General features: G+C 45.9%; 12 protein-coding genes. 1 reads left to right on the plus strand and 11 read right to left on the minus strand.

Annotated elements, in window-relative coordinates; genetic code table 11:
- Positions 1–196: 196 nt before the first annotated feature.
- Positions 197–1,192: a Gfo/Idh/MocA family protein gene (locus tag G9U52_RS08270; RefSeq protein WP_166148316.1), complete on the plus strand. Its 996-nt coding sequence runs from the start codon at positions 197–199 to the stop codon at positions 1,190–1,192.
- 179 nt (positions 1,193–1,371) lie between these two features.
- Here G9U52_RS08270 and G9U52_RS08275 read toward each other — a convergent pair whose 3' ends face one another.
- The 11 genes from G9U52_RS08275 to G9U52_RS08325 form a co-directional block, all read right to left on the minus strand.
- The gene (locus G9U52_RS08275; protein ID WP_166148318.1) at positions 1,372–3,204 is read right to left on the minus strand and encodes a glycoside hydrolase family 97 protein; all 1,833 of its coding nucleotides are present in this window, start codon (positions 3,202–3,204) and stop codon (positions 1,372–1,374) included.
- 42 nt (positions 3,205–3,246) lie between these two features.
- The gene (locus G9U52_RS08280; RefSeq protein WP_166148320.1) at positions 3,247–4,143 is read right to left on the minus strand and encodes a carbohydrate ABC transporter permease; all 897 of its coding nucleotides are present in this window, start codon (positions 4,141–4,143) and stop codon (positions 3,247–3,249) included.
- An 18-nt stretch (positions 4,144–4,161) separates the two neighbouring features.
- Positions 4,162–5,133 carry an ABC transporter permease gene (locus G9U52_RS08285; protein WP_243767226.1) on the minus strand — a complete coding sequence of 324 codons (972 nt, stop codon included), beginning with the start codon at positions 5,131–5,133 and terminating at the stop codon, positions 4,162–4,164.
- 125 nt (positions 5,134–5,258) lie between these two features.
- Positions 5,259–6,929 carry an extracellular solute-binding protein gene (locus tag G9U52_RS08290; protein WP_166148322.1) on the minus strand — a complete coding sequence of 557 codons (1,671 nt, stop codon included), beginning with the start codon at positions 6,927–6,929 and terminating at the stop codon, positions 5,259–5,261.
- Positions 6,930–7,068: 139 nt separating this feature from the next.
- A complete protein-coding gene (locus G9U52_RS08295) occupies positions 7,069–8,169 on the minus strand; it encodes a response regulator (RefSeq protein WP_166148325.1) in 1,101 nt (366 codons plus the stop codon).
- 2 nt (positions 8,170–8,171) lie between these two features.
- Complete coding sequence (locus G9U52_RS08300) at positions 8,172–9,974, minus strand: sensor histidine kinase (RefSeq protein ID WP_311764845.1); 1,803 nt, start codon at positions 9,972–9,974, stop codon at positions 8,172–8,174.
- A gap of 147 nt (positions 9,975–10,121) precedes the next feature.
- Complete coding sequence (locus tag G9U52_RS08305) at positions 10,122–12,236, minus strand: TIM-barrel domain-containing protein (protein WP_243767227.1); 2,115 nt, start codon at positions 12,234–12,236, stop codon at positions 10,122–10,124.
- 83 nt (positions 12,237–12,319) lie between these two features.
- Positions 12,320–14,575, minus strand: a complete 2,256-nt coding sequence (locus G9U52_RS08310) for a glycosyl hydrolase family 95 catalytic domain-containing protein (RefSeq protein ID WP_166148330.1) — start codon at positions 14,573–14,575, stop codon at positions 12,320–12,322.
- 9 nt (positions 14,576–14,584) lie between these two features.
- Positions 14,585–15,454: a carbohydrate ABC transporter permease gene (locus G9U52_RS08315; protein ID WP_207952858.1), complete on the minus strand. Its 870-nt coding sequence runs from the start codon at positions 15,452–15,454 to the stop codon at positions 14,585–14,587.
- Positions 15,455–15,470: 16 nt separating this feature from the next.
- Entirely contained in the window at positions 15,471–16,433 is a 963-nt protein-coding gene (locus tag G9U52_RS08320) for an ABC transporter permease (protein ID WP_243767228.1), read from the minus strand.
- A 198-nt stretch (positions 16,434–16,631) separates the two neighbouring features.
- Positions 16,632–18,194 carry an extracellular solute-binding protein gene (locus G9U52_RS08325; RefSeq protein WP_166148332.1) on the minus strand — a complete coding sequence of 521 codons (1,563 nt, stop codon included), beginning with the start codon at positions 18,192–18,194 and terminating at the stop codon, positions 16,632–16,634.
- Positions 18,195–18,199 lie beyond the last annotated feature (5 nt).

The raw sequence follows: 18,199 nt of genomic DNA on the forward strand, positions 1-18,199 counted from the left end.
TTCATTCGTAACTATACCACACAATTCCGTTTATTGTGAATCCATAGAGAATAGCCCGCCATAAGGCAGGCAGGCCAACTAACCAAACGGCTCCACGGCTGGACTCGCCTAGTCTACAAAATCATTCTCCCGTCTGGTATAATTACCCAAGTATTGTAAAATGATTAACGCACCATACAAAGGAGGAGTACAAACCATGAGATTGGGTATTATCGGATCAACAGGCCATATCAATTATGTAATGAACGGACTACGAGAACTGCCCCATGTCCACCTTGTAGGCGTATCAGCAGGTTCCTTAGGAGAATCCATTGATAACCTTATCCGCATCGTACATCAAGAAGGGCATTCACCTACTCTTTATTCAAATTTTATCGAGTTGCTTGATCAAGCTAAGCCTGATATCGTTGCTGTGGCTTGTTACTTTCACGATCACGCGAAAATAGCGGCGGAGGCTTTACGAAGAGGCATTCATGTTTTTGTAGAAAAACCTGTGGCAACTTCCTTAGAAGACTTAGACATGCTAAAGGAAGCTTACCAAAGTTCAGGACAAGCCCAGCTTGCTGCTATGTTCGGAATCCGTTATGATCCTGCATTTTATACGGCGTGGCATGCGGTAAAGAATGGAGCAGTCGGTCGAATACGACTATTACATGCACAGAAATCGTATCGTCTTGGTAAACGGGGAGAGCATTTTACGAGCAGGCAGACTTATGGGGGAACGATTCCTTGGGTTGGAAGCCATGCTATTGATTGGGTTCATTGGTATAGCGGTGAACGCTTTGAGACCGTTTACGCCTCTCACTCCACGCAAGACAATGGAGGGCATGGCGAATTGGAAACTACGGCGATGTGTCTTTTTACCATGTCTAACGAGGTTTCAGCAACGGTTAGTATTGATTATTTACGACCAACTGCAGCGCCAACTCACGGTGATGATAGGATTCGGATTACTGGAGCAGAAGGCATACTTGAGATTCGTGATCAGCAAGTACTGCTTATTAACGGGAATGAAAGCGGCGTCCAAATGCTGCCGTTACTGCCTAAAATAGAAATCTTCGCGGACTTTGTACGGCAAATCACCGAAGGCAGTGTATGTTTGGTAAGCCCTGAGGATGCGTTTTATGTTACGGAAGCTTGTTTAAGGGCAGTTATTGCCGCTGATGAGAAAAGAGTAATCAGATTTGAATAGGATATGAAAATAAGGACATGCCGTGATACTTGGCTGTCTGATCGAGGTTTCTTTTGGTAAGACTTTTCATTTCTTGTATGGCTGGTCGAGAAGGCAGGCTGCCACGATGAACACTAACAAGCCTGCTTCTCTACCTCAAAATGACCCAACCTCTAGAAAACAAATCCCACAATCTCGGTTTATATCGCCCTTGTAAGCCGAATAACAGCACCGCCGTTTACTTTTAAAGGAAGATGCAGCGTATCCTGTTTCGTAACAGACTCTTTACGCACAGTAATATCAGTTGAATGCTTAAACCGGTAATGATCCAACGGACCAAAAACCTCTTCATAAATTTCAGCCTCAAAGGCAACACCGCTCTCAAGAAAATCGAGTGATACATGCGCCGTTCTTCCTCCAGCCGCACATATGGTGCCTACGAACCAATCTTCACCGTTTCTTCTAGCCATCGTAACAAAACGCCCAGGGTAGCCTTCGAGCAGAAGCGTCTGATCCCATGCAGCCGGAACCTGCTGCAAGAATGGCTTCCCTGCGCTTTCCGTGTAAGCTTCTATCGAATCCGCAAAATTTTGTACGGCGGATTCGAAGATAACCGACAACGCCAGCTGATGGCAATGTCCGGTGCGAGTCAGCCTGGAGAAGGTAACCGGCGTATAATCCATCGCACCTACGACATTGCGGGTGAAAGGAACGGTGCAATTGTGAGCTGCATTGGGTCCCTCATTCAAGTCATTTTTCCAATATTCCGCTCCAAGAATGCCTTCTCTAGTCATCACATGCGGCCAACGGCGTTCCTCTCCGGACGGTTTGGTGGAGCCGTGGTAATTGATCATTAGCTTATATTCCAAGGCTACACGGGCAATCATATCGTACACTTGTATGCGCTCCTGAGCATCACTGTCAAAGAAATCAATCTTGACACCCTTCACTCCCCAGCCCGCCCATAAGCTGAGCTTGCTCCGGCACTCTTCTTCCTCTTTCAAATTTTTGTAATGGGACCAGAGCCAAATACCAACGCCTTTGGGCTCTGCATAACGGATCAATTCGGGAACGTCCGTCGTACTTTCTTCCCGGTCCCAACCGCCATCAACAAGCGAATACTCCCAACTCATTTCTGAAGCAAAATCTACGAACCGCTTTTGTTTCTCATGGTCTCTAGGGGAGAGGCTGTCAGGATGCCAAGACCATGCGCTGCGGCCCGGTTTAATCCACGAAAGATCTTCGACCTCAGAAGGCGGATTCAGATGAAACACCAAGACCGATTCCACAATCGCAGCAAGGCTTTCTCCGATGATTGCCGCCCTCCAAGGCGTAGCCAAATAACCTTGCGTGATGTTAGGTCCCGGTTGATCAGGCGCAAAAGCTAGGTCGAATGCGCGAGCACGCTCTTTGTTTACTTTTAAATGAGAGCCGCAATAGTCCCCAAATACAGCTGCTTCCGTCAATAGCATCCAAGCATCATTTCCTACTTGAAACAGCATCGGAAAAGCATAATCTTTTTCATCCATTTGCTCCGGCATGTTCAGATCGTAAGTACGCTCATAACATTCCATAAACTTCTGCGCCCACACATTCACAAGTGTTTCCTGGGGCAAGACAAATCCAGTTGGCTCAGATGTAATCAGCAGCTTGCCCTCACCGGGTATTTGATAGCGGAAGGCGACGCCGTCGTTGTAAGCACGGCACACGAGTTGAAGCCCGTGTCCGTTTTTATCAAAGAAAAGCGTTAACTCATGGGCATGGTTTACGTAGTGAGAAGCTTTACCGTGCGGAAGCGTGTAAGCTTCATCAATAGTTTGGGTATCAGCATGGGTGAACGACAGCCCCTCTGTAAAGCTTTCACGATCCGTCACGATGCCTAAGGGTGATGGCGCAAGAACGGTTTTCCCCTCCTTATGAACGGTATATTCCAGCTTACCCGCTCCGTCCAATACTACGTGGAATTGAATATTGCCATTGGGTGATTGGAGAGACCAGCTTTGTTTGGTTAATAGTCCGATCGTTTGTTTCATAGTATAAATCCTCCCATATTTAGAAGATAGTTAGTTAATGTCTTATCCTTTCAAAGAACCAATCATCACGCCTTTAACAAAATGCTTTTGTACAAACGGATACATGATGATAAGTGGCAGGCTGGCAAAAATAATTAATGAATACTTCAACAGCTCATTCAAATACAGCCTTTGATTCTGGTCCGCCACATTCAGTGTTAAGTTATCCGATGTATTTAAGAGCAATATTTCCCGCAAAAAGATTTGCAGCGGATATTTGTTTTTATCCGATAAATACAGCAAAGCATCAAAAAAGCTGTTCCAGTGATCCACGGCATAAAATAAAGTAATAACCGCAACAATGGCTCCAGATACCGGCAGCACGACACTCCACATAAACCGGAAATTGCCGCATCCATCGATCTTGGCCGATTCGAGTAATTCGTCCGGAATGTTGCTGCGAAAAAAACTCATCGCCACGATAACATTGAATACACTAAGAGCGTTCGGTATCAGTAGCGCCCAGCGGGTATTCAGAAGACCCAGATCCTTAACCAGCAAATAAGTAGGAATCATACCGCCGGAAAAAATCATCGTAAACGTAAACATAAGAAGTATAAATTTACGACCGGATAAGTCTTTCCTTGAAAGCGGGTAGGCCGCTGCCAAAGTAAGGATAACGTTTATACATGTACCTACTGCCGTATAGAAAATACTATTGGCATATCCGGTCCACACATCCTTGTGCTCTATAACCGCTTTATATCCCTGCAGTCCGGGCTCGACAGGGAGAAGCCATACCCTACCAGACATCAAGGCACTCGGAGAGCTTAAGGAAGCGCTAACCACATAGATGAGCGGATATAAAACCGCAACCAATATAAGGCATGACAATATAATGATACCGAAGGAAAACAGCTTGTCTCCACCTGTTTCTTGCCTAATACTCTGTTCCTTCATCCTCTTTCCCCTCCAAGACTACCATAAACTGGTATTATTAACTTTCCGGGCAATACGGTTCACGGCAACGATCAGTATCACACCGATCAACGATTTAAAAAGACCGATGGCGGCGGCGTAAGAAAAGTTCGGCATACCGGAGATTAAACCTACTTTATACACATAGGTGTCTATAACTTCCGACGCTGATACATTCAAAGGATTTTGCAGGAGCAGCACCTTTTGAAATCCTACGTTCATAATACGGCCGATATCCATAATGAGGAGAATGACAATAGTCGGTAAAATTCCGGGAATATCGATATGCCAAATCCGTCTTAGCTTGCTGGCTCCGTCCATTCTGGCGGCTTCATGCAATTGTGGATCAATTCCTGACAATGCTGCCAAATAAATGATCGAGCCCCATCCCGCCTGCTGCCACACACCGGAAAATACGTATATCGATTGGAAATACTCCGGAATTCCCATTAAGTTAACCCGTTGTCCCCCGAGCAACACAATCAAATTATTGACCAGGCCTTCCCGGGACAGCAGTTGGACGAGTATCCCCGCAATCACGACGACAGAAATAAAATGAGGTGCGTAGGTTGTCATTTGCAGCAGCTTCTTGAACCGCTCTCCAGGCAAATAATTAATACATAGTGCTAAGATGATAGGTGCTGGAAATCCGACAACAAGATTATAAACGCTCAAGGTCAGTGTATTTTTGAGAACATTCCAAAAATCATACGAGTTGAAAAATCGTTCAAAATGAGCGAGCCCGACCCACTTGCTGTGAAAAATGCCTTGGACTACGTTGTAGTTTTTGAAGGCAATGATCAGACCCGTCATTGGAATGTAGTGAAAAATAAGCACATATGCAAATGGGATCAGCAGAAGCGTGTAAAGCTCCCAGTTTTCCCTCATTTTTTTCAAGGTTTTCAGCTTGTCGGTTGCACGGACAGGTGTTTGGGCAGAAGGATGCATCTGGGCTTTAGCTTGGTTCAACATTCGAAGTCCTCTCCTTCACGTAATATCTCCTGATGACTGTATGGTAAATGCTTTACCGTGCAGTTGTTTACCGTACAGTCATCAGGAGCCGTAATGCCTTGCTCAATTCATATAAGCGTACTTCATTACTTCTTTATTTTGGAATAAGAATCACGTACAATTTTCAAATATTGCTGCAATCCCGCATTGTCCAATTCTTGGGTATATTTGTTCCAGTCCTTATCAATATCGAGCGAGCCTGTTACAAATTTCAGCATGAAATCCTGTACAACCGTCGAGATGTTCTTCTGGATATCGCCGAATTGCATCAAATCCTCTTCCTTGAAGAACATGTGGGGAACCTGCATTTCAGCCTTCGAATACGGTTTGTACAGCTCCTTCGTAATCGCTTGTAGTCTGACTTCCGTTTCTGCCTCCGGTGTAGCAGCGAGCGACATACGGAAAGCCTCGTCCTGGTAACGCGGGGCTGTTTGCGTCCAGCGATTATTATTTTTCGTTCCAAACGGCATGATCATTTGATAGGTGGCAGGTCGTCCGTCGATTCCTTTCAATCCTGCATCCGGTTTTTTCCAACCGACGCCTTCTTGACCGAGGTAGTCGCTCCAGCCTTCATTCAGCTTGGCATGCTCATCGAAGAACCAGTCGATCCAACGCATGCTCGCTTCTGGATTTTTATTGTTTCTTGTAATAACGAAAGCACCCGCACTCGGAACATGCCCTCTGTCAAATCCGAATACTTGACCATCCGGTCCCTTTAGAATAGGAACGGCGGCATAATCCTTGTACCTGCCGCTAGGCCCATTGTCGATAGCCATATTGCCCCAATACAGCGCGGTTCCCGCACCCAAACGCGAACCGGCAGGGTCCTCTGCAAGCGCAGTCAGCGCTTTGCGGTCTTGAATGAACGCATCTGGCTGCAGCAAACCGCCTTGTACAAGCTTATGCATGTATTTCAGCCCTTCCTTGTATCCGGGCTTATCAGCAGCAAATTCGATTAGCCCTTTGTCGACCATCAAGTAAGTCGTTTTATCGTAATAAACAAACGACTGCATGATGAAGCTTTCCGGTTCATTGTTCGAATTGGTCGTCCCGTTCGCACCAGAGAGAGGAATTTCATCGGCTTTACCATTACCGTTAGGATCCTTCGTTTTAAACGCCATCAGCACATTGTAAAGCTCTTCTGTAGTAGTCGGCATCTTTAGTCCAAGCTTGTCTAGCCACGGCTTATAAATAAACATCTTTTTAGGCATCGTGGCGTGGAATGTTTCGCCGACGTTCGGGATTGAGTATATTTTTCCATCTGGTGTGTACATATACTGGTCTAGCCATGGTGAGTTTTTCATCATCTTTTTCACATTAGGCGCATACTTATCGATCAAATCGTTAAGCGGCATAAATAATCCTTGGCTTCCGTATGCAACCAACTGGCTGTCCGTAATGCCTGCAGACATAAATACTTCAGGCAGATCCCCGCCGGCAAGCTTGACTTGAAGCTTCTCTGCCGCAGCTGATTTCGGTACAACCTCCCACTCCACATGAACATTCGTTTTGCTTTCATACCATTTCGTAAAATCATTCGTTTCGAGGTTCTCAACGTTCACGTCCTGCTGTGTGAGTACCTTAAGGTTGATTTTGTCATTACTGATAGGGTATTGCCCTGCTGGATTAATTTTTGCCTCACTCGTATTTTCCGCAGTGCTCACCGTTTCTTTATTCGCCTCGCTGCATGCGCTTAAAACCAACGTGCCGCTAATTACAATACAAAGTGACGATAGAAGCGTTCTTTTCTTTGTCATTGTGATAAACCTCCTCATTTTGAAAACGTTATCTTTTCGTTACTATGTATTATTATCAGGAAATAGCGGCTTCCTAACAACAAGGCAATATGTTTAAATCCATAGCAATTTTTAGACAATTCCTTTTGAACAACCTCTCTTATTCCACATTCAACTCCACCATGCGCCTGTAGCCTTTGGGCGTCACTCCGAAATATTCTTTGAACAGCTTAGAGAAATGCTCACTGTTTTCATAACCGACCCGGTTGGCGATTTGGTAAATTTTCAGCTGCTGGTCTAGCAGCATTAGCTTCGCATGGCTCATTCTTACCTCCACCAAATAATTCCATATTGTTAATCCTGTGCTTTGCTTGAACAAGACGGTCAAATACGATTTGCTCATGGGAATTAGATCGGCCAGCTCTTCAAGATTAATCTTTTCCGCATAATGCTCATCGATGTATTGCTTGACTGAGCTGACAACTTTGGTATTCTCGGGGACAGAGCCGTTTTGGGCTGTATCCAACAAATCCAATATCCCTCTTTCCAATCGCAGGACGGCGCATAGCCGGTAATAAAACCGGGTACGATCATGAGGCAGCACTACCGAATCGAAGCCAAGCTCGCTGTCTCGAATGGTCCTTAATCCCGGCTGGTCCAGTTTAACCTCCGCAGCGACCATTTGAATCCATGTGCAAGACAGCGCATCCAGCAAATACAACTCGCCCTCGCACCACTCCTCCATCGTGCTTAGCGTATCCGTCACAAGCAGCGGATATTTATTGAATTGACGCGTAACAATCAAATCCTTCCAGCGACTGACAAGAGCCTGGGACTGCTGAATGCGTTTGGTCATTAAATGATAGGCTCGGTCTTTCCTGCGTTGATCGATCTGCAGAGACGCGTTATCCAGTGATTGCCTCAATGCATCCCGCTCAATCGGTTTCAATATATAATCTGTGACTCCCAATTGTATGGCGCGTTGAGCATATTGAAAATCGTCATAGCTCGAAATAATAATGCACTGCATCCACGGATATTTTTGTGTAAGCAGCGGTATCATCGTCAAGCCGTCCATAACGGGCATTCGGATATCTGTGAGGCAAATATCGGCAAAATTGGTTTCCAGCCACTCAAGCGCCTCTGCCCCGTGGGAAGCTTCGCCACAGACGACCAAAGCTTCATCTCCGCATTGTTCTACTTTAGCTGTGACTCCTGCACGAATCTGCTGCTCATCATCGATAATTAAGATACGCTTCATAGTTATCCCCCACTTCTATTGTTGCCTCTAATATAAGGAAAAACGATACGGACAAACGCTCCACCGGAACTATGATTGCCGATTGTAAGCCCCGATTGCGAGTGGTCGTACATCATCGTTAACCGGTATTGAATATTCAGCAGACCAATTCTTTGAAAATCGCTTAATTGAAAATCTTGTCTTTGCAGTTCCCTGGTCAACAGCTCCAATTGTGACGCATCAAAGCCTTTCCCATTGTCAGAAATTAGTACTTCAACATACCGGTTCTCCAGATTTCGAATCGAAATGGACAGCTTGATCGGCTGACCTGTCGTTTCAAAACCATGCTTAACGGCATTTTCGGCCAATGGCTGAAGGATAACCTTGAGGCATTCCGCATCCTGGCACGATTCGTCCACCTTCAGCTCATAAGTAAGCTGGCCCCGGTAACGAATGCTTATAATTTGGAGGTAGCGCTGCAAATGGCCGAGCTCGCCCCTAATTCTGATCCCCGCCTGTTTGTTATTAGCAATGTAGCGGAACATATGGGCAAGCGAAATCGTGATTTCTTCAATATCCCGATGCGGAATTTGCGACGCCATGGAATTAATAATTTCGAGCGTGTTATATAAAAAATGCGCGTCTATCTGTGACTGTAGGGAGAAGAGGACGGATTGCTGCTCCGCGAGCTTAGCTTCTGCAAGACGTTTAATGTTAGATTGCAGATCCTCCAGCATGATATTATAGGATTGCGCCAAATGCGCGATCTCGTCCTGTCCCTCGACCGGTACGGGAACATGAAATAAGCCTTGTCCCGTCTGCTTCATCGTCTGCTTGATTTTGGTCAGCCGGCGGGTGATTGAGAATGAAGCGATAACGATCAGCATGACCGATAATAGAAGACAAATAACCGTTGTAAACAGCATGACGTTACGAATTTTAAAAATGCTTTGAGCGATCTCATCATAGTGCAATATAATAACCGATTTCCAATCCGTGTTAGCTACCGGGTCATAAATGATAATTTCTTTGGTATCCTTCAAAACGAAAGCGCCTTCAGAGGAAGCCTTCATCCGTTCAGCTATACCCTGCTTCAGCGGTGATAGAAATAAGTCCTTTTGGGGGTGAGCGATAATGGTGCCGTGCGAATCGACAATGAGTCCGGTACCAGTATCGCCCAGATGCATCTCATTCAAAATGCTGTACAGCAAATTGGGACGGATATCGATCTTTACGTATGTGGTTCCTTTATACCCGAACCGCTTGATCATGGAAACGACAGGAATGGAAACCGGATTGAGCCGAGAATCCATATAGATTTGGCTTACCGCTACATGGTAGCTGATGTTGCCGACCACTGGTATTTCATCAAACCACGGTTCGTCTTTCATCGAATAGCCGTTTCGAAGCGCCCAGTCCGGAGAAAAGAACGTCTGGTTCTCGTACGTGTTATAAAAACTGATCGATACAACTTCAGGGTGATCATTTACAAATGGTTTAATTTGATCCCTTTGAATAATTGAATAAGGAACAATCGATTCTATTTTTTTATCGATGCTCAAATTCGTCCAAGTCGTCATCTCTTGGCTCGTTCCGAGCGTCAGGAGGAAATGGTCGTAATCTTGCAAATAGCGGCCTAAGTTCAAGTTGGCTTGCTTCAATACAAGACCGCTCAGTCGAATTTCCTCTCTCTCAATAGCTGTCGTTACTTCCCGGTTGACAAAGAAGCTGATAACAACCGAGTTGCACAGAATGATGGCGGCGAACACGGAAACCAGCTTCCACTTTAAGGTCGATCTCCAACGGGCTATCCACCAGCGGAGCACTAACAATGGCTTAACCTCCTCTGGATAGCAGAAATGGAGCCACTCCTGTGGCTCCAAACACTTACAATTCTAATATCTGTATAAATCCGCAGCTGTCGTTGTCGCTGTGGCTTTGGCTGTGGTGGGTCCTCATTTAGGTTTGGGCATTCAATTTGTGTGATCTTCCGGCAAACGCTTGGCCTGATACGTCCACTTTATCTCGCTGTAGCTTTGAAGATCGACAGACTCTTTGGAAGCTGCGCCGGAAAAGATACCTTGATCTGACCGGGTGACCGTAAAATTGACCCATTGGTGCTCACCTTGTTCATAAGCAAACGTTTCTCCATCGTCATCATAAAGCTCGATGCTGCCAGGCGCCTCACCAAAATGAATCAGGTGAAGTGGAACCTTTTCGCCTGGGCGGGGAGCATGGGCACGGGCAGCGATGGTTGGAATGATAGCTCCATCCTTGACAAAAATCGGCATGGTCTCAAGCCCTGGCTCGACTCGTACAATTTGATTTCCCTCAAAACGCTCGCCGGTTTCAAAGCCGTACCAGATACCCTGCGGCAGCAGTACGTCCCTTGCATGTTCGCCTGCTATTAACGGGGCAACAAGCAAGCTGTCGCCAACCATGAATTGATCGTCCCATTCTCTTTCAACCTTTTTCCCGTAAGCTCCGTCCGTCGTATTCAGAGCGGCTCCGGTTTCACTCACGCTTTGCATATCTGATGTGTCCATGACAAGAGGCATAGCGCGGAACGGAGGTATACCCTTGTAGCGGTATTGGGCAAACGCGTTGTAAAGATAGGGCAACAGCCTCATCCTCAGCTTGATATAATGACGGATAATGGGTTCCACCTCAGGATAGCTCCAAGGCTTGGTCCCGTCTCCCCAAGCGTTTAACATCGCGAGTGGTGACAAGCATACCACCTGCATGCGGCGCACCCAATCCTCTGCGCTGGTTGCCTTGCGGACCTCCGGTGTCCATAGCAAACCGCTGAACGAAGCATTACACAGAGCACGAATAAATTGCTTGTGATCGTATAAATCGGAATACAGTACATAGGGCATGGACGATGTGCCAGCATTGGAAGCCCGTACTAATCCGTAAGTACGCCGGTTTTGCTTCCGATATAGATCATCCGTCATCTTCTGGAACAGCAATCCATACACCTGGCGCAACTGCTCCCCGTCATAACCGGAGGGAAACTGGGCATGCGCCGGAAACATCCAGGAATTCCGGGTAAGCTCGCTTCCGTCGCATTCATCCAGCTTATAGCCGGATACACCGATATTCAGGTGTTCTTCAAGATGCTGCTGTTGATAGACTTCCCTTGCCTCTGGCAACGTGTAATCCGGTGCAATTCCTCCCCACACCGAGTAGTTGCCGGATAATGGAAGCAGCTTATCGTACAAGCTGGAATCCGGGGATACAAACGGATGCTCCCATAAGTTAACTTGAAAGCCGTTCTGCTTTAATGTGTTCACCATCTTGGCCGGGTCAGGGAAACGTTCACGCGACCATTCGCCGGTAACCGGATAGCTTTTACTGTGCCAGCCAGGCTCTAAACCAATCACGTCACAAGGAAAATCTTTTTCCCTAAATTGCTGTGCTTCCTCCATCACCTGGTCAGCATTATATAGTGTAGGTACGCGATGCCAAAATCCTAGACCCCATTTGGGTGGCAGCGTCCCTCCACCGCACAGCAGATTATACCGTCTCACGACATCTATGATTGCAGGCCCGGCTATCAGATAAACCTCAGCCCCTTCCAGTGGCAAGCATACCTCTACATACTCAGATTCTAAAGTAGCCTTCCAACCGCGGTCTGTATTGCGATCCTTGACCTGCTCGGCCGCTGTTTCATTCAGGCGCATCGTGGAGCCGCAGTGTACAGTGACGATACGCGATGTATCGATAAGCAGTCCGTAGCCGCGGTCTGTTACATAAAACGGAACGGGCGCGTGGGTTTCACCCGTATCCTGCTTTGGATCACTGTTTACCCTTAAGTAACGGGTTCTGCCTCTGTGATTCATTTTCATAAAATGAAGCCCCAAGCCGTAAATCCGTTCCTGCTTCTCCAAAGGCAACCGTACGATAAAGGACGAGGAGGTACGATCGACCTGCACGCTTTCATTTGAAAAAGGCAGGCTTCCTTCCCCCATGCTTGCCAATTCTTCTTTGAGTGGATTACAACCCATACTAGACAGGGGCGTCATCGCCGACGGCTCTCCAATAACTGTTTTCCAAATACCTTCGGCGTGTAGCTCCCAATTCATATTTGCCATCATAACCATTCCTTTCCCCATTTGACTGTCTTTCGGAACCATTCCTTCTGAGGCGCAGTATCACGAATGTTCCTTTACAATTCCGGGTTACGCCCGTGGTTTCTTTCAATCCTTGTTCTAGCATTTAACCCGTAGCTATTAATCGCTTCTGCATCAGAAATGCACGGGCCAATGATCCATTCATTGTCTTGCTCCAGAGAAAATACGATTTCCTCACCCTTTAGCAGCTGAAGCCGGATCAGGCCATCCTCTAGATGCTCTAGCGGCATCTCAGTACCAGTGAAAATTGTAAAGGGCTCTGAAATGCCCGTTTTTACAAGGCAAGGCTCTCCAGCTAGACTTTGAATCCGAACAAACTGAGTAACGCCTTCCCTTCTAACAGCGCTTACAAGGAAGCCTCCTTCCGCACGCATATTATGAATGGTTATGTCCTTCCAAGCTTCGGGTGCTGCAGGAAACACACGAATCGTGTTACCCCAGCTTTGGAGAAGCATATCATGGATCGACTGCGCAGCAGAGAGTGGGGTTTCAATAACGGGCCCGAGCTCTCGGTACATCGTTGTCGGTGACAAAAAGCCTCCCCAAAGCCGTTTTAAATAAGCTAGAGCCTGATTGCCGTCGCCAAGCGCGGCCGATATGGAAGCAGATCCCGTACACGAATAGCCTTCCAAATATTCCGGCTTGCTCTGCCAATGTCGAAGTGATTTCTCTATCCGTTCTCTACTGCCCGGTTGTTCAGCGTGTATTAAGTATAACGGATAAATCATCAGTAAATGAGAGTAATGGCGATGGGATTTCTCATAGGATTGATCTCTGCCGATCAGAAAGCCCTCACTTTCGTCCTCGGGGTATTCAGTAAGCGTATCCAGTACCTCGTGCCATCTTCCTAATAGGTCGTCGTTGATACCGAGTCGCTTGCAGCTGTAAATGAGAGCTTCGCAGCCCCACCTCAACAGAGACAGATCATAATTACAATCTTCCATCACTACGCCGTATTCGGGTGAGGATGTCGCCAATAAGTGCAGCTTTTGCTCTTCATCCTCATATAAAAAGTGCAGATAATAGTTAATAGAACGCCGCAATAACGGATAAAGCACCTCTTCGAGATAGCTGTCATCCAGGGTCATTCGGTAATAAAGCCAGCAATTATGCATTGCCCAAGTCAAGTTCCCCGCCTCTGCGAAGCCGGATTGCACAGTTCCCGGAACCACTACAGGAGCCATCAAATCCAACGCTGTCGATGTTGGAATACCTGCCGAATCGTGGCGGTATGGTTCCGCTACGTTGCTTATTAAGCTATCTAATCCGCTATGTAAGGTTCTCCATAACGATTGTGCCAATGGTAAACGGTTGGACGCGAACAGCGGCCAATAGCTTAATTGAACATTCAAATTCCAAGTAGCATAAGGCCATGGTGTTTCGTCCAGCCATGGTCCTTGGTTATCGATAAGGGCCCGATCCGCCCGTGTTGCCGAAAATAATTTGTACATTTGAATCCAATAAAAGCTCTCCAGCTGCGTGTCCGAAAAGGATACAAAGCTTAGAGGATAATACTGGTGCCAAGAACGGCGGTGTGACCCCCATAGTTCTTCCGGTGCAATCGCTGCAAGTTGCTTGACCGTTGCCACCGCATCTTTATCGGCGCTTTCATCCGGATAGCTGTGGGTCACAGCTACAATCAGCATTCGTCCGGTATCCGTCGGTTGTTCTATCCAGGCCGCAGCCGTTAGTCCACCTGCTAATAAGGGCTGGACCGATAACGATATATCCCCCTCTCTTCGGGACAAGCTTTGCGGATTAGGCATATAAGAGTTTAACGTTCTCGTAGGGTCTCCATGCCGCAGGCCATAGGATTGGCGGGGACTTATCGCTTCGGCGGCAACCCATTGCCAAGAGCAATCCATTTCCCCTTGATCCGGGATTATTTCCACAAAAACAGCCATTTCATCCGAATGGACGATTGCCTTCATATCGACCCGGCCTGTATCTGTGAAAATACTTCCATGAAGCTCTGCATTCCATAGGTCAAGCCTCAACTGACAGCCGGTAACATTACCCTCGAAATGCAGTAGAAAGTGTCCAATAGGAAGTCTGGCTCTGCTAAATCCCGGACTTCCGTGGGAATCATCACGGTGATCCTGCACATCACTACGATAAACCTCCAGATGCCAAGCAGCCATCCCCGGCTCCTTGAACAGCATTGCTCCCATCAAGCCGTTGCCCATAAAAGGGCTATCTTCCCACTTCTCTGGGCAATTATCCCAAATCATATCATGCTTGGCAAGAAATTGCGGCCAATCCACATTGATCTCAACATTTTTAGACACCATGATTTCCTCCTACTCCTTCACGGATCCCAAGGTTGCACCTTGTATGAAATATTTTTGCAAATAGGGATACACGAGAACGATAGGCAGCGTTGAGAAAATAATAACTGCCGTCTGCAAGGTTTCGGGATTATACGGAAGCATTACATTGCTTAAAGATCCCATGATCGTTTCTTGGTTGACGATATATTCTCTTACTTTTAGCTGTAGCGGATACAGCTTCGTATTTCGGATGAACAATATGGCATGATAAAAAATGTTCCAATAGGAAACGGCATAAAATAGGCCCACAGTCGCCATGACCGGCTTAGACAAGGGCAGAACAATGCTGAACAAAGTGCGGAAATCGCCACAGCCGTCCATCTTGGCAGCCTCTCCAATTTCGCCCGGTATTTGTTGAAAAAAGGTTCTCACAATAATCAGGTTAAATGCAGATATACCGCTTGGAATGATTAAAGCCCATATGCTGTCAAGCATGCCAAGGCCTTTTATCGTCAAAAAGTAAGGGATCATCGGGGGTTGAAAAATCATTGTAAATACAATGCCTACCATGATCATTTTAGTCATTTTAAATTCGGATTTGGATAGTGCATAAGCAAGCATGACTGTAATCAGCATACTAAACAAAGTACCCACTACCGTAACGAAAAGATTAACGCCGAGTGCCATCCACAAATCATTTTTGGCCAATATAAATTGATACGACGCTAGCGTAAACTCAATAGGCCAGAAGGCAACATGTCTTCCCTCTACCTGAATCGGAGAGCTTAAAGAAATCGCCGCCACATGAACCAACGGCAGAAACATGGTTAAAGAAACGACCAACAATATGAAATAGTTGGAATACTGAAATAAACTCTCGCCAAACGATCTTTTTATCATAAACTTTCGTCCCTCCCTAGAAAAGACCTTGCCCCGTTGTTCGCTTGGATAAATGATTTGCGCCATATAAAAGGATAAATCCAATCAACGATTTGAACAATCCTATCGCTGTAGTCACGCTATAGTTTCCTTCCTGCACGCCCGAACGGAATACATAAGTATCCAATATATCGCCTACAGAAAAAGTCATCGGTGTCAATAAAACATACGATTGCTCGAAGCCAAGCTCCATAAAATTACCGATTTTGATCAAAAACAAAATCATGATGGTAGGAGCCAAAGAAGGTAAGGTTATAGAAAACAACTGTCTCCACTTTCCTGCTCCATCCACAGTTGCTGCTTCATAAAGATTAGGGTTAATTCCGGTTAAAGCGGCCATATAAATAATGGCGTTCCAACCTACTTCTTTCCATATCGAAGAAATGGTAACTATGGTACGGTAATACTGTTCCTTTTGCATAAACAGGATCGGATCGCCACCAAATAAGGCTACGAGCTTATTCATCACCCCATGGGTTGACAATACCTCGAACATGATACCCCCTATAATAACCCAGGAAAGAAAATGCGGAAGATAGAAAAAAGTTTGTACCGTCCGCTTAAAAAACTTCTGTTTGGCTTCGTTAAGCAGCAACGCCAGCACCAAGGGAGCCGGAAAACCGAACACTAATTGATATAAAGCAATAAGCAGCGTATTACGTAAAATACTTATGAACTCGGGGTAGTTAAACATAAACTCGAAGTGTTTAAAGCCCACCCATGGACTTTTCCAAAAGCCGTTAAAGATTTGGTAATCCTGAAAAGCGATTAAGGAACCGAGTACAGGAACATAACGAAAAACCAAAAACCATAAAACGCCTGGCAAAGCCAATAAATAAAGCGCCCAATGCTTTTTTATATTTTCAAAAAGATTCCGACTTAAGGTCTCCTTCTTTTTTCCGGAACGGGTGTGCTGCGGCTGTGAAATTGCGGTTTCCAAGGTCCGTCCTCCTATCGTAGGCAAGGTTAAGGCCATATTCCACAAGAAGTCTGTTGAACAACTTGCCGTTGCAGCTTGCCATGTGGTTTTCCGATTGCTGTTGTCCTTCGGACAAAGGCACCGCAACACTATCTCCAAACCACATGGCAGCCTCCACTAAGTTGTTCACCGTACTTTTAGAAATATGACCTTGTCTTTTTATTTTTTATTTACTACCGAGTACCATTCATTTGCCTTCTTGGTAACTTCATCACCACCGGATTTTTCCCATTTTTCTACAAACTCGTCAAACTTTTCGATTGGATAGTCACCCATAATGATCTTGATGGCATATTCTTGGAAAATCTTGTGAGTACCGATATCCCCGAAGCCCTCGTAGACGCTGTTAGGCATGCCGTCCGCAGGAAGTAGCTTTTGCGCAGGTTGGGATACTTCCCACATAGCTGGAATTTTTTTGCCATATTCTGATTGGTTAATAGCAACAATTTTTTTGCGGAAGCTCAGATCCCAAAAAGATAAGCCGCTTAAAGCGAATTCTCTGGATTTAATTTGAGCCGGTGTGTCTTTTTCAGGCATATACTTCACTTGTCCGTTTTCTTTGACCCATGTTTGGTTCTCTTGACCGTATAATTGGAAGTTCTGTCCTTCTTCGGTATACCACCAATCCAAATATTTCAACACGTTAGCCGCGTTTTTCTCCGCACTCTTCGGAATCATATAATCAACGAAGCCCATTGCTTTTTGCGAGATAAAGCCTTCGTAGCCTTCCACCTTAGGAACAGGGATGACAATGACTTCGGCTTTCGGGTTTTTCTGCTTCATCGCATTAAAGTTCAATGTTCCTTCGCTAGGGATATGGTACCACATGCCCACTTGGTCATTTTTAATTTTGGCAGACCATGTATCGCTTTTATTCAAAAATGTTTCATTATCCAGAAGCTTCTCTTTATAAAGGGTGTTTATAAACTGCAAAGCTGCTTTCATATTGGGAGTTACACCTGAGTATACGAGCTTCCCATCGACTAAATTCCAATCCGGAAAACCTTCATACATCCCAATTCCATACATGGAAAACAATTCATCCATCCATCGTCCGCCTTCGCGTCCGCTAGTTGGCAGCTCATCCTTTTGTCCGTTACCGTTAGGATCCTTGTCACGGAACGCTTTCAGTACCTCTACGAGCTCTGCTTGCGTTGTCGGTGGTTTCATACCAACTGCATCAAGCCAATCCTTACGCATCATAATGCCTAATCTTGGAAAGAGATCGTATTTAGGAATGTAGTAAATTTTACCGTCCGGAGATGCCGCACGCACTTTACCCCAAGCTTCATTAGGCATCGTCTTCCATAGGTTAGGAGCATATTTAGGAAGCAACTCGTCAAGCGCCAGTGCCGCTCCTTGCTTAATCATGATTTGGTCGATATTACCGCCTTGTCCATTCGGTCTTATAAGATCAGGAAGATCCCCGGAGGCGATTAATGTCTGAACCTTTTGAGTGTAGTCATTCCACGGGAAGGTTTCGATTTTCAAATTAACGCCGATCTTGTCGGATACATATTTGACATCAGCATCAGAAGGTGTAGAGTCTGGATCAATCGGTCCCTTAATAATACGAATCGCACCCGGACCGTCTGATGCGTTAGGGCCGCCCGGCGCCGAACTCTTCTCAGTCTCAGTGTTACTGCAAGCCGCAAGTGCTCCTGTTAGTACCAAACAAGCAGCCATTAATAGAATACTTTTTTGCTTTTGATTTTTTTTCATGATAA

Source organism: Paenibacillus agricola (genome assembly GCF_011440305.1).
Lineage (GTDB): Bacteria > Bacillota > Bacilli > Paenibacillales > NBRC-103111 > Paenibacillus_S > Paenibacillus_S agricola.

Excerpts from the sequence above, each read along its gene's own strand:
- G9U52_RS08315 (WP_207952858.1), bottom strand. The coding sequence starts at position 15,454 with ATGATAAAAAGATCGTTTGGCGAGAGTTTATTTCAGTATTCCAACTAT.
- G9U52_RS08295 (WP_166148325.1), bottom strand. The coding sequence starts at position 8,169 with ATGAAGCGTATCTTAATTATCGATGATGAGCAGCAGATTCGTGCAGGA.
- G9U52_RS08310 (WP_166148330.1), bottom strand. The coding sequence starts at position 14,575 with ATGGTGTCTAAAAATGTTGAGATCAATGTGGATTGGCCGCAATTTCTT.
- G9U52_RS08290 (WP_166148322.1), bottom strand. The coding sequence starts at position 6,929 with ATGACAAAGAAAAGAACGCTTCTATCGTCACTTTGTATTGTAATTAGC.
- G9U52_RS08325 (WP_166148332.1), bottom strand. The coding sequence starts at position 18,194 with ATGAAAAAAAATCAAAAGCAAAAAAGTATTCTATTAATGGCTGCTTGT.
- G9U52_RS08280 (WP_166148320.1), bottom strand. The coding sequence starts at position 4,143 with ATGAAGGAACAGAGTATTAGGCAAGAAACAGGTGGAGACAAGCTGTTT.
- G9U52_RS08270 (WP_166148316.1), top strand. The coding sequence starts at position 197 with ATGAGATTGGGTATTATCGGATCAACAGGCCATATCAATTATGTAATG.
- G9U52_RS08275 (WP_166148318.1), bottom strand. The coding sequence starts at position 3,204 with ATGAAACAAACGATCGGACTATTAACCAAACAAAGCTGGTCTCTCCAA.
- G9U52_RS08305 (WP_243767227.1), bottom strand. The coding sequence starts at position 12,236 with ATGAATTGGGAGCTACACGCCGAAGGTATTTGGAAAACAGTTATTGGA.
- G9U52_RS08285 (WP_243767226.1), bottom strand. The coding sequence starts at position 5,133 with ATGTTGAACCAAGCTAAAGCCCAGATGCATCCTTCTGCCCAAACACCT.